Origin of the sequence: Shewanella sp. SP2S2-4, assembly GCF_031932025.1 — a bacterium.
Taxonomy (GTDB): Bacteria; Pseudomonadota; Gammaproteobacteria; order Enterobacterales; family Shewanellaceae; genus Shewanella; species Shewanella baltica.
This window is the reverse complement of record NZ_JAUOER010000012.1, coordinates 1-14,915: the sequence shown is the minus strand read 5'-3', so window position 1 is coordinate 14,915 and position 14,915 is coordinate 1. Positions and strand designations below refer to the sequence as shown.

14 protein-coding genes and 1 pseudogene are annotated in these 14,915 nt (G+C 44.7%); 13 read left to right on the top strand and 2 right to left on the bottom strand.

From position 1 onward, the window contains the following. The first annotated feature begins 27 nt into the window (after positions 1–27). The 13 genes from flhA to Q4Q54_RS11310 all read left to right on the top strand — a co-directional run bounded on the left by flhA (position 28) and on the right by Q4Q54_RS11310 (position 13,218). Positions 28–2,127: a flagellar biosynthesis protein FlhA gene (gene flhA / locus Q4Q54_RS11370; protein WP_220590724.1), complete on the top strand. Its 2,100-nt coding sequence runs from the start codon at positions 28–30 to the stop codon at positions 2,125–2,127. Between the two features lie 11 nt (positions 2,128–2,138). Next, the gene (gene flhF, locus Q4Q54_RS11365; protein WP_300482864.1) at positions 2,139–3,521 is read left to right on the top strand and encodes a flagellar biosynthesis protein FlhF; all 1,383 of its coding nucleotides are present in this window, start codon (positions 2,139–2,141) and stop codon (positions 3,519–3,521) included. A gap of 4 nt (positions 3,522–3,525) precedes the next feature. Next, the gene (locus Q4Q54_RS11360; RefSeq protein ID WP_006082389.1) at positions 3,526–4,407 is read left to right on the top strand and encodes a MinD/ParA family protein; all 882 of its coding nucleotides are present in this window, start codon (positions 3,526–3,528) and stop codon (positions 4,405–4,407) included. Then, the gene (locus tag Q4Q54_RS11355; protein ID WP_028761175.1) at positions 4,400–5,113 is read left to right on the top strand and encodes an RNA polymerase sigma factor FliA; all 714 of its coding nucleotides are present in this window, start codon (positions 4,400–4,402) and stop codon (positions 5,111–5,113) included. Before Q4Q54_RS11360 ends, Q4Q54_RS11355 begins: the two co-directional genes overlap by 8 nt. A 47-nt stretch (positions 5,114–5,160) precedes the next feature. After that, positions 5,161–5,544: a chemotaxis response regulator CheY gene (cheY, locus tag Q4Q54_RS11350; RefSeq protein WP_007649667.1), complete on the top strand. Its 384-nt coding sequence runs from the start codon at positions 5,161–5,163 to the stop codon at positions 5,542–5,544. Positions 5,545–5,557: 13 nt separating this feature from the next. Next, positions 5,558–6,295 (top strand): protein phosphatase CheZ, encoded by a 738-nt coding sequence (locus tag Q4Q54_RS11345; RefSeq protein WP_106651064.1) that lies wholly within the window; start codon positions 5,558–5,560, stop codon positions 6,293–6,295. 15 nt (positions 6,296–6,310) lie between these two features. Beyond that, complete coding sequence (locus tag Q4Q54_RS11340; RefSeq protein WP_311988491.1) at positions 6,311–8,551, top strand: chemotaxis protein CheA; 2,241 nt, start codon at positions 6,311–6,313, stop codon at positions 8,549–8,551. Between the two features lie 20 nt (positions 8,552–8,571). Then, positions 8,572–9,699, top strand: coding sequence for a chemotaxis response regulator protein-glutamate methylesterase (locus Q4Q54_RS11335; RefSeq protein WP_311988490.1), 1,128 nt, complete (start codon positions 8,572–8,574; stop codon positions 9,697–9,699). A gap of 13 nt (positions 9,700–9,712) precedes the next feature. After that, positions 9,713–10,234 carry a hypothetical protein gene (locus Q4Q54_RS11330; RefSeq protein WP_006082383.1) on the top strand — a complete coding sequence of 174 codons (522 nt, stop codon included), beginning with the start codon at positions 9,713–9,715 and terminating at the stop codon, positions 10,232–10,234. A gap of 68 nt (positions 10,235–10,302) precedes the next feature. After that, on the top strand, positions 10,303–11,094 hold the full coding sequence (locus Q4Q54_RS11325; protein ID WP_006082382.1) for a ParA family protein: 792 nt from the start codon (positions 10,303–10,305) through the stop codon (positions 11,092–11,094). Then, positions 11,078–12,088 (top strand): chemotaxis protein CheW, encoded by a 1,011-nt coding sequence (locus tag Q4Q54_RS11320; RefSeq protein WP_311988489.1) that lies wholly within the window; start codon positions 11,078–11,080, stop codon positions 12,086–12,088. Before Q4Q54_RS11325 ends, Q4Q54_RS11320 begins: the two co-directional genes overlap by 17 nt. Before the next feature lie 7 nt (positions 12,089–12,095). Further along, entirely contained in the window at positions 12,096–12,590 is a 495-nt protein-coding gene (locus Q4Q54_RS11315; RefSeq protein WP_006082380.1) for a chemotaxis protein CheW, read from the top strand. Positions 12,591–12,819: 229 nt separating this feature from the next. Beyond that, a complete protein-coding gene (locus tag Q4Q54_RS11310) occupies positions 12,820–13,218 on the top strand; it encodes a DUF2802 domain-containing protein (protein WP_006082379.1) in 399 nt (132 codons plus the stop codon). Between the two features lie 74 nt (positions 13,219–13,292). On the opposite strand, the gene Q4Q54_RS11305 is transcribed toward Q4Q54_RS11310, so the two are convergent. Together Q4Q54_RS11305 and Q4Q54_RS11300 are read right to left on the bottom strand one after the other, a co-directional pair. Continuing rightward, on the bottom strand, positions 13,293–13,601 hold the full coding sequence (locus Q4Q54_RS11305) for an EscU/YscU/HrcU family type III secretion system export apparatus switch protein (RefSeq protein WP_006082378.1): 309 nt from the start codon (positions 13,599–13,601) through the stop codon (positions 13,293–13,295). A 57-nt stretch (positions 13,602–13,658) separates the two neighbouring features. Then, a pseudogene (locus Q4Q54_RS11300) lies at positions 13,659–14,915 on the bottom strand (flagellar hook-length control protein FliK); the annotation flags it as partial.

Here is a 14,915-nt window from a genome sequence, read left to right as displayed (position 1 = left end):
TACACGTCAAAATTTAGGTTATAGCGAATGGATGTTAAAGCGACTCTTGGTCAAGTAAAACAAATGCGGCTGAGCTCACTCAAAGGCATTGGTACGCCTATGGTTGTGCTTGCTGCATTGGCCATGATTGTTTTACCTATTCCTCCATTCTTATTAGACATACTTTTCTCATTCAACATAGCCTTAGCGCTCATCGTATTGTTAGTCGCAATTTATACCGATAGGCCGTTAGATTTTGCCGCCTTTCCAACGGTATTACTTGTGGCGACATTACTTCGCCTTGCACTGAATGTTGCATCAACTCGTGTGGTATTACTCGAGGGCCATAATGGTGGCGATGCGGCAGGTAAGGTGATTGAAGCCTTCGGTTCAGTGGTGATTGGCGGTAACTATGCCGTTGGCTTGGTTGTCTTTATCATTTTGATTATTATCAATTTTGCGGTGGTGACGAAAGGTGCTGGTCGTATTGCTGAAGTGAGTGCCCGCTTTACCTTAGATGCTATGCCTGGTAAGCAAATGGCAATTGATGCCGACCTAAATGCCGGGACTTTGAATCAAGAACAAGCAAGATTACGTCGAGCAGAAGTGACACGTGAAGCGGATTTCTATGGTGCGATGGACGGTGCTTCAAAATTTGTAAAAGGTGATGCCGTTGCGGGTATCATGATTCTAGTGATCAACATCTTAGGTGGTTTCATCATAGGTATTGTTCAGCATGGCTTAAGTTTTTCTGAAGCGGTTGAAATTTATACCTTGCTGACTATCGGTGATGGTCTGGTGGCGCAGATCCCTGGGTTATTATTGTCAATCGCAGCAGCATTGATGGTGACCCGTCAAAATGAATCCGGTGATATGGGCCAAATGATGATGAGTCAGATGTTTGACAGTCATAAGTCATTGGGTATCGCTGCTGGAGTCCTATTTGTCATGGGAATCGTTCCTGGCATGCCGCATATGGCGTTCTTAAGTTTTGCTTTTATGACGGCAGGTGCCGCCTATTTTGTCTATAAGCGTAATGAATCAAAACGCATTAAAGCCCTAGAGCAAGTTAAGTCTGGCCCTGTAGAGAGGCAAGATAAGGAGCCTAAAGAGTTGGGCTGGGATGATGTGCATCATGTTGATACTATTGGGCTTGAGGTGGGATATCGTTTAATTCCGCTGGTCGATAAAGGTCAAGGTGGCGAGTTATTAAGCCGTATCAAAGGCGTACGTAAAAAGTTATCCCAAGAACTGGGCTTCTTAGTGCCAGCAGTGCATATTCGCGATAATTTAGATTTGTCGCCCAATGCCTATCGCATTTCATTAATGGGCGTAGTTGTTGGTGAGGCGGATATTCGTCACGACTGCGAATTGGCGATCAACCCTGGTCAAGTCTATGGCAAGCTCGATGGTATTGAAACGCGTGACCCAGCTTTTGGTCTGGAGGCGGTATGGATTGCCCCTGAATTACGTGAACACGCGCAAACATTAGGGTATACGGTTGTTGATGCCGCCACGGTTGTGGCAACCCATATTAGCCAATTGCTGACCAATAATGCTGCTAAGTTGTTAGGTTACGAAGAAGTGCAACAACTGATGGATATGCTTGCGAAACACTCGCCTAAACTGGTGGATGGCTTTATTCCTGATGTCATGCCACTCGGACATGTCGTAAAAGTGATGCAGAACCTGTTAAATGAAGGGGTTTCAGTCAGAGACTTGCGTACAATAGTGCAAACTTTGTTAGAATACGGCACTAAGAGTAATGACACTGAAGTTTTGACCGCTGCGGTGCGTATTGCATTGAAACGTATGATAGTCCAAGAGATCTCTGGTCCAGAGTTAGAAATCCCCGTCATTACATTGGCGCCAGAGTTGGAACAGATGTTGCATCAATCAATGCAAGCAACCGGTGGTGATGGTCCAAATATTGAACCCGGTCTTGCAGAACGCATGCAGCAGTCCCTTGCAGATGCGGCTCAGAAGCAAGAAATGGTCGGACAACCCGCCATATTGTTGACGTCAGGTATGTTACGCGCGACGCTGTCACGCTTTGTTAAACATACTATTCCTAATCTCAGAGTCATTTCGTATCAAGAAATACCTGATGAGAAGCAAATACGTATCGTATCTGCAGTCGGCCAGTAGAGGACGCATAAGTGAAGATTAAACGATTTTTTGCCAAAGACATGCGCGCCGCACTGGCCCAAGTGAAAGAAACACTCGGCTCAGATGCCGTCATTATGTCAAATAAGAAAGTGAATGGTGGCATCGAAATTGTCGCTGCCGTTGACTATGATGAGCCTAAAGCAAAAACCGCAGCTACTGCGCCAGCGCCAACCTTTATGGACGTGAGTGACGACCTCGTATCCCTAGGCGCTAAGCAGCCTATACGAGTAGAAACCCGTGCAAAGCCTGCGGCACCTGCTGACTCATTACAAGCCTTGTTAGAGAAGCAGCAAAGTCGTTTGAATCAACAGATGTCGCATCAGCAAGTTGATGCAGATTTACCTGCATGGGCTAAGGGCTTACAAGCGCCGGCTACTGCCAAAGTAGAGCGTCGCGAAGCGCCTGCCGCTTTTGATAAGAAGCCACAAACATCACAGAAACAAAATGCCGATATTGAGGCAATGCGTGATGAGCTAGCTTCATTGCGTAATTTGTTAACACATCAAGTGTCCTCTTTGATGACAGAACATAAAAAACGTATCGACCCCGTCGGTGCTATGCTCGAAGCCAAGTTACTTGAGGCTGAATTTTCCCCTGCGGTTGCCAATAAATTAGCGGCGCTGAGCCAACATTATACGCCTGCAGAATTAGTCAGAGCCTTACCTCAAAGTTTAGCTAATATGCTTGATAATCAAGGTGATGATATTGTTAAACAGGGCGGGGTGGTTGCATTGGTGGGGCCAACGGGTGTGGGTAAAACCACGTCGTTAGCGAAACTAGCAGCCCGTTTTGCTGCCCATCATGGTGCTGAGCATGTGGCTTTGATAACGACAGATCATTATCGCATCGGAGCCTATGAGCAATTAGCAACTTATGGGAAAATAATGGGCTGCCCAGTAAAGCAAGCTCATGATCTGAATGAATTAGAGCAAATTCTCTATCAGTTTAGAAATCGCAAGCTAGTATTGATAGATACGGCTGGCATGGGACAGCGAGATATGCGTCTTTACCAGCAACTTGATAATTTAACTGCAAATAGCAGGATACCTATCCGCAGTTATCTGGTACTGTCTGCGACAGGACAGCGCCGTGTGCTGCAAGATGCAGTCAATCATTTTAAACGCATTCCCCTATCTGGTGTCGTTCTCACAAAACTCGATGAATCTGTGTCGTTAGCAGGGGCATTAAGTGTGTTGATCCAAAACGGATTACCATTAAGTTATGTTACTGATGGACAAAGAGTTCCTGAAGATATGAAAGTTGCGGATACCTTAGATTTAGCCCAGCAGGCACTCGCAGCGTTAGATAGTACAGAACAACAATCATTACAAGACACAGCGTGGTCAGATAATATGGCCTGTGCATTTGAGTAGATTTATGACCCTGGATCAAGCAAGTGGTTTACGTATGATGAATCAACCCTATAACGAAAAAGTGAAAGTAATCGCGGTCACAGGTGGTAAAGGTGGCGTTGGTAAAACCAGCGTTTCCATTAATACAGCTGTGGCATTAGCCGAAAAAGGCAAGCGTGTCTTGGTACTTGATGCTGACCTTGGCTTAGCAAACGTCGATGTCATGCTGGGTATTCGTGCCGAGCGTAACCTCTCCCATGTTCTCTCTGGTGATGCAGAGCTTGACGATATTATCGTTCGTGGCCCTAAAGGGATTGGCATAGTGCCAGCCACTTCAGGAACACAAGGGATGGTGGAATTAAGCCCAGCGCAACATGCCGGGTTAATTCGCGCATTTAGTGAGATGCGGACTCAGTTTGATATTCTAGTCGTAGATACTGCTGCTGGGATTTCAGATATGGTGCTCAGTTTCTCACGTGCATCGCAGGATGTGCTGGTCGTTGTTTGTGATGAACCCACATCAATTACCGATGCCTATGCCCTGATAAAAATCCTCAGCCGTGAGCATGGCGTGTTCCGTTTTAAAATAGTTGCCAATATGGTGCGTAGTTTACGCGAAGGTATGGAATTATTTGCTAAACTCAGTAAAGTGACCGACAGATTTTTGGATGTCGCCCTTGAATTGGTTGCAACAATCCCATTTGACGAAAACTTACGTAAATCAGTTCGTAAACAAAAATTGGTGGTTGAAGCGTATCCTAAATCACCAGCAGCGATTGCGTATCAAGGGTTGGCAAATAAAATTCTAAGCTGGCCTGTACCGCAGCAACCTGGTGGGCATTTGGAGTTTTTCGTTGAGCGTTTAGTTCAACGACCAGATTTTCAAGAGGAAAAAACGAGTGAATAAAGCCGCTGCGTATACTTGTTTAGACAATAAATCGTCGATCGTTGAACAGTATGCTCCGTTGGTTAAAAGAATTGCGCATCATTTACTCGCCAGACTACCTGCCTCAGTGCAGCTAGATGATTTACTCCAAGCTGGGATGATGGGTTTATTAGAAGCATCATCCAAGTTTGATGGTGGCAAGGGTGCGAAATTTGAAACCTTCGCCGGCATACGTATACGAGGGGCGATGTTAGATGAAATTCGCCGTGGTGATTGGGTGCCTCGTTCCGTTCATCGTAATAACCGCAAGGTTGCACATGCTATTGATGAGTTAGAGCAAGAACTGGGCCGTGATGCACGCGACACAGAAATTGCAGAAAAACTTGATATGACGCTCGATGAGTACCATCATATTCTTAACGATGTTTCTGTCGGAAAAATCATAGGGATAGAAGACTTAGGCGTATCTCAGGATATACTTACAGTGAGTGATCGGTCCGATGATGACTCATTTGAAGCATTAGCTGAGAACCAATTTCATTCTGCGCTGGTTGAGGCAATTAAATTATTGCCTGAAAGAGATGCATTAGTGTTATCCCTGTACTACGATGAAGCATTGAATTTAAAAGAGATTGGCGCCATTCTTGAGGTCAGTGAATCGCGTGTTAGCCAGATATTAAGTCAGGCAATGTTGCGATTGAAAGCTAAACTCAAGCACTGGACATAAGTATAATTATTAATCGAGCACAGAATGTCAGCTCACCGGAGGAAACCTTGGACAAGAATATGAAGATTCTCATTGTTGACGATTTTTCGACAATGAGGCGTATCATCAAGAACTTGTTGCGAGACTTGGGGTTTAACAATACCCAAGAAGCAGACGATGGCTCAACAGCCCTGCCGATGTTGCAAAAGGGGGATTTTGATTTTGTTGTTACAGATTGGAATATGCCCGGTATGCAAGGCATCGATCTGTTAAAAGCAATTCGCGCAGATGATTCGCTAAAGCATTTACCCGTATTAATGGTGACAGCTGAAGCAAAACGTGAACAGATTATCGCTGCCGCTCAAGCGGGAGTGAATGGATATGTGGTTAAGCCTTTTACCGCTGCAACGCTGAAAGAGAAGCTAGATAAAATATTCGAACGACTCGCTTGAGCAAGGATGAGCTATGAAGTCACAAACATCAGGGCTCATCACGCTCGAACAAGCTCAGCACTTGGTTGAATTATTAAGTGTCGGTGAGCAACGTCAGGCAGATGATTTATTTCGGGAGCTTGCTGCTCCACTGCAACGAGAATTATTTGAAGAGGTAGGGAAATTAACTCGGCAACTTCATAGCGCTTTAATGGATTTTCAAGTTGATAATCGTCTAGCTGAATTAGCCAATACAGAAATTCCCGATGCCAAACAACGTTTAAATTACGTTATTGACATGACTGAACAAGCGGCAAATAAAACCATGGATGCGGTAGAAGAATGTTTACCTTTGGCCAATGCCGTAACGGTAAATATTCAAAAAGTCATGCCATCTTGGGACAAATTAATGCGCCGAGAAATAGAACTCAGCGAGTTTAAGGTTCTTTGCCACGATGTCCAAGATCTTATGTCCCGTAGTTCAAATGACTCGACTCGACTGCGTGAATTGTTAAATCAAATATTGATGGCGCAAGATTTTCAAGACTTAACAGGACAAATGATACGTCGTGTTATTGATCTGGTTATGGAAGTAGAAAGTAATCTGGTTTCTATGCTGACGGTATTTGGTGAGCAGCCTATGATTGAAAGTCAGATTGCTCAGAAAAATAATATTGAAGCGGAAGGGCCGATAATGAATGCCGAGCTTCGTCAAGATGTAGTAACGGGTCAAGACGAAGTGGATGATCTTCTATCGAGTCTGGGTTTCTAACTGGGAGTCAATTTGATGGCCTTTGATGTAGATGAAGAGATACTCCAGGACTTTTTAATCGAAGCCGGTGAAATTTTAGAGCTTCTGCAAGAGCAACTCGTTGCGCTTGAAAATAATCCTGATGACACTAACTTGCTAAACGCCATTTTTAGAGGGTTCCACACCGTTAAAGGTGGCGCAGGCTTTCTTAGCTTAACTCCCATGGTCGATGTGTGTCATGAGGCTGAAAATACCTTCGATTTATTACGGACTGGCAAACGTAGCGTCAATGCAGAGCTGATGGACATTATTTTGCAGGCTGTTGATGCAATTAATACCATGTTTGCTCAAACGCAGCAGGGCGAGCAGCAAGATCCTGCCGATTCGGGTTTGTTGGCTAGGCTTAAAATGCTGAGTTCAGGTGCGCCATTGCCATCTGAAGTTGCGTCTGCAGAGGTGGTCGAAATTGTCGAACCTGAGCCTGTCGTTGAAACCATTGTTGAAACTCCCGTCCCACAAGACATCCCTATAGAGATAAGTCATAGCTCATCTTCAAGTATTGATGATATCAACGACGCTGAATTTGAAGCTTTGTTAGATGCGCTTCATGGCTCAGGAAAAGGTCCTGCGGCTACCGCCGTGGTCCCTGAACCTGTGGTCGCTAAGCCAGCTGCGCCAGTTAAAGCGTCTTCAGCATCGGGTGATGACATCACTGATGATGAGTTTGAGGCATTGCTTGATGAACTACATGGTTCAGGCAAGTTTAAAGCTGAGGCAGAAGTGCCGGCTAAACCAAAGGTCGCTTCGGCTCCCACGCCTCAACCGATAGTCGATGCCGATGAAATTACTGATGACGAGTTTGAAAGATTACTCGATGAACTCCATGGTAAAGGTGCGGCACCTGCAAAAGTAGAAGTAAAAGCGCCTACTGCACCAGTAACGCCTGCTTCGACTGTTGCACCTAAAGCCGCTGCGACTCCCACACCAGTAAAAGCTGCTGCGCCTGCTCCAGCCCCCGTTGTTGCCGCAAAACCGAAAGTGGACATTGCAGTTGTAGATAAAGCGCCAGCTAAAGCAAGTTCAGCAAATGTGCCTCAAGGTGAAACTACAGTACGTGTTGATACTGCACGACTCGACCAAATCATGAATATGGTGGGCGAGTTAGTGTTAGTGCGTAATCGATTAGTGAGCTTAGGTATCAGTCGTGATGATGAGGAAATGTCTAAGGCCCTTGCGAACTTAGATCTCGTGACTGCCGATTTGCAAGGCGCGGTGATGAAAACCCGTATGCAACCGATCAAGAAAGTGTTTGGTCGTTTCCCTCGGGTAGTACGTGATCTTGCGCGTACGCTCAATAAAGAAATTGATTTGATCATGGTCGGTGAAGAAACCGACCTAGATAAAAACTTAGTTGAAGCGCTTGCCGATCCACTCGTCCACTTAGTGCGTAACTCGGTGGATCACGGTATTGAAATGCCAAACGAGCGTGAAGCCAATGGCAAGCCGAGAACGGGTACGATTACCTTATCTGCAAGTCAGGAAGGTGACCATATACTGCTGAAAATCGAAGACGATGGCGCAGGTATGGACCCTGAAAAACTGAAAAAGATCGCGATAACACGTGGTGTGCTTGATGAAGATTCAGCTTCGCGAATGACTGACAGCGAAGCGTATAATTTGATTTTTGCGCCCGGTTTTTCGACTAAGGTCGAGATTTCAGATATTTCTGGTCGTGGCGTTGGGATGGACGTGGTAAAAACGCGTATCACTCAGCTTAACGGCACAGTGCATATTGATTCTATGAAAGGTAAGGGCACGATACTTGAGATTAAAGTACCGTTAACGCTGGCGATTATGCCAACCTTAATGGTTGATGTCGCTAAACAAGTGTTTGCATTACCTTTGTCTAGTGTGAATGAGATATTCCATCTCGATCTCACTAAGACCAATATCGTCGACGGACAACTCACCGTCATAGTGCGCAACAAGGCTGTGCCTTTGTTCTATTTGGAGCACTGGCTGCATAGAAACAAAACCACTTTTAAACATGGCGATAAAAAGCATGGTCATGTGGTGATTGTACAATTAGGTATGATGCAAATTGGTTTTGTGGTCGATGCCCTAATAGGCCAAGAAGAGGTGGTGATTAAACCCCTTGGCGCTATGTTACATGGCACTCCTGGGATGGCTGGCGCGACGATTACATCGGATGGTGGTATCGCACTGATCTTAGATGTCCCTGGATTGTTAAAGCATTATGCGAAAAGTAAGAATTAGTTTCCAAGCTAAGGAATGGAATGGCCATTAAAGTATTAGTCGTTGATGACTCAAGTTTTTTCAGACGACGTGTTAGTGAAATAGTCAATCAAGATCCTGAACTGGAAGTTATCGCGACGGCCTCAAATGGGGCCGAAGCGGTGAAGATGGCTGCTGAGCTTAATCCTCAAGTTATCACTATGGATATTGAGATGCCCGTGATGGATGGTATTACTGCCGTCCGTGAAATCATGGCTAAATGTCCGACTCCGATCTTGATGTTTTCTTCTTTAACCCATGATGGCGCTAAAGCAACGTTAGACGCTTTAGATGCTGGTGCGTTAGATTTTCTACCTAAACGTTTTGAAGACATTGCTACCAATAAAGATGATGCTATTTTATTGTTGCAGCAGAGAGTTAAGGCATTGGGACGCCGCAGAATGTTTCGTCCTATTGCACGTCCTGTCGTCACTTCAACACCTAGCGTGCGCCCAACAAGTAGCGTTTTAGGGACAACGAGTACAGCGTCGCATACTCCAGCCACTGCTCCTGTGAGGACCTCAACTGCAGCGTCGATTCGTGCAAGTGGTAAGCAGTATAAATTACTGCTGATCGGCACATCTACTGGTGGTCCAGTTGCCTTGCAAAAAATTCTTACCCAATTCCCGGCAAACTATCCGCATCCGATTTTATTAATCCAGCATATGCCCGCAGCTTTTACGCCAGCATTTGCAAGTCGTTTGAATGGCTTATGTAAGATTGATGTAAAAGAGGCCGCTAATGGCGATCTTCTTAAACCAGGTTGTGCGTATTTAGCGCCTGGCGGTATGCAAATGATGGTTGAACGTACTGGAGGTAGTGGTCGATTAAAGGTCATCGCTGGTAGTGCGGACATGAACTATAAGCCTTGTGTTGATATCACCTTTGCTTCTGCCTCCAAAGCCTTTAGCGGTGACGTACTTGCTGTTGTGTTAACCGGTATGGGCGCAGATGGCAGAGAAGGTGCCCGCATGTTGAAAGCGGTCGGTGCGACCATTTGGGCACAGGATGAAGCCAGTTGTGTGGTTTATGGTATGCCACAGGCTGTTGCCAGCGCGGGTATTGCAACTCAGTCTATTGCCTTAGACAACATGGCTGAATGCATTTTAAAAGAGTCTGTTCGTGTCTAAGAGTCAAAATCCGATGAGCACGAATAGTGTGCTCATCATTTTGCTGATGGCTATTGCCATTTTGTGTCTTGGCGCCTTGAGTCTCGATTATCGGCACAAAAATAGTTTGTTGCGTGAAGATATAAAACGTTTGGAATCGACTCAGGTGCTGTTAATGGTCCCTGATGAACAAGCTGAGGCTATTGCAACCTGGTTAGCGTCTCATCCTGATCAGACTAAAGCTATGCTGCAATTGGCAGCTCCTGGTGAGCAAAAGGCGGTTGCTATAGGTCCTGAACCTACGCAGATTGGCATTCCGCCTTTGCTGGGTAAGCAAAGTGCAGCGATGGATACGGCGAAGGATAACGCTAATCAGCAACCTTTAGTACCGACACTGCTGCAGACGCCAGAAGCAGAAGTTAAAGCTGCTACTTCGCCAATTGAACCGAATAAAGCACAGATGCTACCTGTAGTGATTTCTGAAAATGCCGATGGTGTTAAAGTGATTAGTTTACCGAATGGTGGTATTCGAGTAACGACGAGAAAAGAGCAGTAACTTTTGGAATGTGTGTGCTCAATATTCTCATTCATTAGCATTTAATCAATTTATATGGGGGTCACTTCTTGAAAGTTTGGACCATAGCGAATCAAAAAGGTGGCGTAGGTAAAACCACAACGGTAGCGAGTTTAGCGGGAACATTGGCTAAGCGCGGCAAGCGTGTGCTTATGATAGACACCGATCCACACGCTTCGCTAGGTTATTACTTAGGCATTGATTCTGAAGAGGTTCCAGGCTCTTTATTTGATGTGTTTCTGGCCCATAAAAGCCTTTCCAAAGAACTCGTTTTATCCCATGTAGTACCAACCTTAGTCGATGGTCTCGATTTATTGCCGGCCACTATGGCACTTGCAACTTTGGACAGAGCCTTAGGTCATCAAGAGGGGATGGGATTAGTACTGCGTAATTTATTAGCGCTAGTTGCTGATGATTATGATGTGGCTATCGTTGATTGCCCCCCCGTACTTGGCGTTTTAATGGTCAATGCCCTTGCGGCAAGTCAGCATATTATTATTCCCGTGCAGACTGAGTTTCTTGCCATTAAAGGGCTAGAGCGGATGATTAAAACTATGGAGTTGATGGGGCGCTCGAAGAAGACGCGTTACAGCTACACCGTCGTGCCCACTATGTACGATAAACGTACCAAGGCATCACCCGCCGCTTTGCAAGTGCTTGGCGCAGAATACAGTGAGACCCTGTGGAAGGACGTTATTCCTGTCGACACTAAGTTTAGAGATGCCAGTTTGGCACATTTACCAGCATCGCATTATGCGAGTGGTTGTCGTGGCGTGAAAGCCTATGAAAGATTATTAGATTTCTTATTAGTTGGGGAGTTTGGCCATGTCAAAATCGGTTGATGAAACTGTTTTTGATTTTTTCGCATTATTGCTGCAGGAAGATGACACTCCAAGTCAGGTTGTTTCCTCTCAAAGCATTGTAACAGCAGACTCAAATCAAAATGTTGCCGTTAATCAAACGGAGGCTGCATTACTTGATGCCGCCATCTTGGCTGAAAATGGTCGTACGGCTGCATCACAAGCTCATGAGAGGGCGATAACGTCAACGGTACAGCTACAACCAAAAGCCACGCCAAGACAACATGAGTTTGTTGCACCAGTAAGTAAGATTGCTTCTCAGATGGACAAGCAAGCGCTAGAAAAATTGTTGGCGCCTGTACTTAAGACTCAAACATTAGCACCGACGCCACCTCTTGTTGAAGTTACGCCTGCAGTTGATGTTCAACCCGTTGTTGTGGAAGTACCGCAAGCCAAGCCTGTTATTGATGAAGCGGTTGTTGATGAAATAATTGCTGAAAAAGTCGTTGAGCCAGTGGTTGTACCCGAAACACAAGTCGGCATTACGCCTCCTAGCGTGACAAAAGATTTGCAAGAAGTGCTCGATGATGAGTTTCAGGTACTATTCTTTAAAGTAGCAGGGCTGACATTGGCGGTGCCTTTGGTCAGTTTAGGCGGAATAGTTAAAATTGAGCGGATAAACCACATCTTTGGCCGACCCGCATGGTTTCTCGGTGTACAGACGCATAGGGAGGAGCAATTGAACATTGTTGACACTTGTGCGTGGGTTATGCCAGAAAAATACTCAGATAAACTGGCGCAATCGGTAAATTATCAATATCTTGTATTATTAGAAGGTAGTAACTGGGGATTAACTTGTGAGTCCTTGGTCAATGCGGTAAAAATTAATAAATCGCAAGTCAACTGGCGTAGTCAAGCAGGCAAGCGCCCTTGGTTAGCGGGTGTAGTGAAAGAGCAGATGTGTGGCATTTTGCACGTACAAGCCTTAGTTGAAATGCTTAATGCGGGTTTAGGTTGTCAGGACTCAATTGGTTGAGGTAAACATGAAAGATACAAGAAATGTAGCAGCAGTCGCTGCAAGTAAAGATGATGCAGTATTACAATGGGTTACCTTTAAGTTAGACCATGAAACTTACGGCATCAACGTAATGCAAGTGCAGGAAGTATTGCGTTACACTGAAATCGCTCCCGTGCCCGGTGCGCCTTATTACGTATTAGGCATCATTAATTTACGTGGTAACGTTGTCACAGTTATTGATACCCGCTCACGTTTTGGATTGCAGTCTGCCGAAGTTGATGACTCAACTCGAATCGTTATCATCGAAGCTGAAAAGCAAGTCATTGGCATCTTAGTTGATAGTGTTGCCGAAGTGGTTTATTTACGCCGCTCAGAAATCGACAATGCACCAAATGTCGGAACGGAAGAGAGTGCTAAATTCATTCAAGGTGTGAGTAATCGCGACAATGAATTACTCATCTTAGTCGATCTCGACAAGTTATTATCCGATGAAGAATGGGCCGAATTGACTCAGATTTAATCGATTAGCGAGATAAGGCTGAATGATATTAATTCATTCAGCTATTTTGTGTATTTGCGAATAAATCGATGATTCTAAGTCTTTACGATTTATGGATAGACAAAGTATTTTTATCACAGCTTGAACAATGGCTAATTATATTGAGTCATTTAAGTACAGCACTTTGGAATAGATAACTCAGTTGGAATGCCTGCTAATTTATGGCTATGAATGAGTATAAGGATTTTTAATGGGCGATGAATTTTTGATCGCAGCGTTAGTCTATGTCATCGCATGCTTAGGATTAGTACTCTTTTTACAAAAACAATTGAGCAAACTAAGAAGCAAGGTCGAAGCGTTAACCGTTTTAGTCAAAGAAGGTGATCGTCAGCGAGAGTCATTTAAGCGTGAGTTACAAGAGTTGCGCAGTGGCACTATCGGAGTCGGTCGGCGTGTGATTGAGTTAGAAAAACGCCTACTTCAACAGTCAGAACGGATAGAAGAGACGACTCAGCAGGATCCACAGGCAAAACTTTATACTCGAGCCATGAAAATGGTGGCGCTTGGCGCTGGTGTTGATGAGTTGATTAAAGAATGCGAACTACCCAAAGCGGAAGCTGAGCTATTGATCCGACTTCATCGCAAATGATCGCATAGAATTGATAGTGATAGTGATAGTTTGTTTAACTCTCAAAGCTAATTTGCCAAAATTAGCTTTTTATTTTATGCCTTCTCAACAATTTTTTGATGCATATTATTCCATTGCTCGGGAAACTTACCGTCGAGCATATACACAAATGCGATCAGTTCGGCGATAAGCAGATAAAGCTCCTTAGGAATTTCCTCTCCTAGCTCTAACAACTGTAAAAAATGGCTTAGATGGGGATCTTGATGGATATACACACCGTTAGCCTTGGCTAGCGCAATAATCTCTTCTGCGATAAGCCCTTCACCAGTCGCCACAATTTTAGGCGCGTTACGACCATCGTAGCTCAGCGCGACAGCTTGCTTCGGTTCACTCTCTTCGCTCATTTGGTTCTTCCTAAAATTAGATGATGTATTCAATGTCCGCTTAGGTGTTTTTTCTAGCTAAGCTTTTGTCTTTACGAGGAAATGATCACCAGGTAATAAGGTTGCTGGCACTTGCGCTATTTGCGTTGAGAGCTCACCAGGCGTAAACCCTAGCTGTGACAGTTTTTGGCTTAAGGGCGTTAAAAAGTTATTGACCTTATTAAGTAGCATTTGGCTATTGCCTTTAAACTGGATATCCAATTGTTGATTGTGCTGTTGCGCTGCAATCAGTAGCGGACCTTGTGATAGATTAAATTTGAGCTGTAAACGCCATCCGGCTTTTTTCTCTGGATCATCAGGATCCGCTTCTTGCTCAAATTTCCCTTCCAGTTGCTCATGACGTTGGTTAATGCCATAGGGCAGGGCAAAGAACCACACTAAATTGCCCGCGCTCTCATTGCTTGCCTGTTGGTATAAATGCAAGTTAGAGGCTAGTTGTCCCATGCTATCAAGGCCGCCGGCTTTGCTCAGTTGGCCAAGTTGTTTAGTGGAAAAGCCAACTTTGGCTTGCAGTTGCTCAAGATAATCTGCGAGCTTCTTACTCATTGAATTCGAACTATTATTAGCTTTAAAGCCTAGTAGCAGTTGAAATAATGAGGTAATCGCACTCGCATTCATAAACATTGAGGCTTGATTTGACTGAGGTGCGGCAAGGTTAAGACTTGCTAGTCCGAGAATATTGGCTTTAAGCTCATCTAAATCATTTAGCTGGCTCAGTGGTGGTAATCCTATATGCGGTAAGTGCTTTAACAACTCTGAGGCTAAATTTGAGCTGTTATTAGAACGAGATAGTTCAACAGGAAGTGCTCCCGCTTTATTGAATGCTTTTTGCAAAACATCAGCAACCTTCATAGTGCTGTCAGTTTTGGTATCATTCCCATGCCGTTCATTTTTTTGCGTATTGAGCCCTAAAATATTTTTTGGACTCACCGCAGCAATTTCCACCGCAGCTTCTTCATTTTGAGCACCAATATTAGTGGCTACATTGGTAAGCGGAGGTGTTGGAGCCAACCTCTTGGGGTTTTGCATTACCAACGCATTATTAACCTTAGGGTCTTGAGGCGGGATATCAACCGATGCTTTTACAAGGCTAGATCCCGATGTGGATGAGCTCCTTGTTGTTTGCTCGATAGTCGCGGTGGCAGAGCTAGGTTGAGTTATTTGTGATGGTGTTGAATGACTCAGAACAGATGGTGTAGCGAGTACCTGATTTGAGCCGCGAGTACTCAACATAGTTGGCATTGTTACTTTGACAGGCATAGCATCATTTGTTTT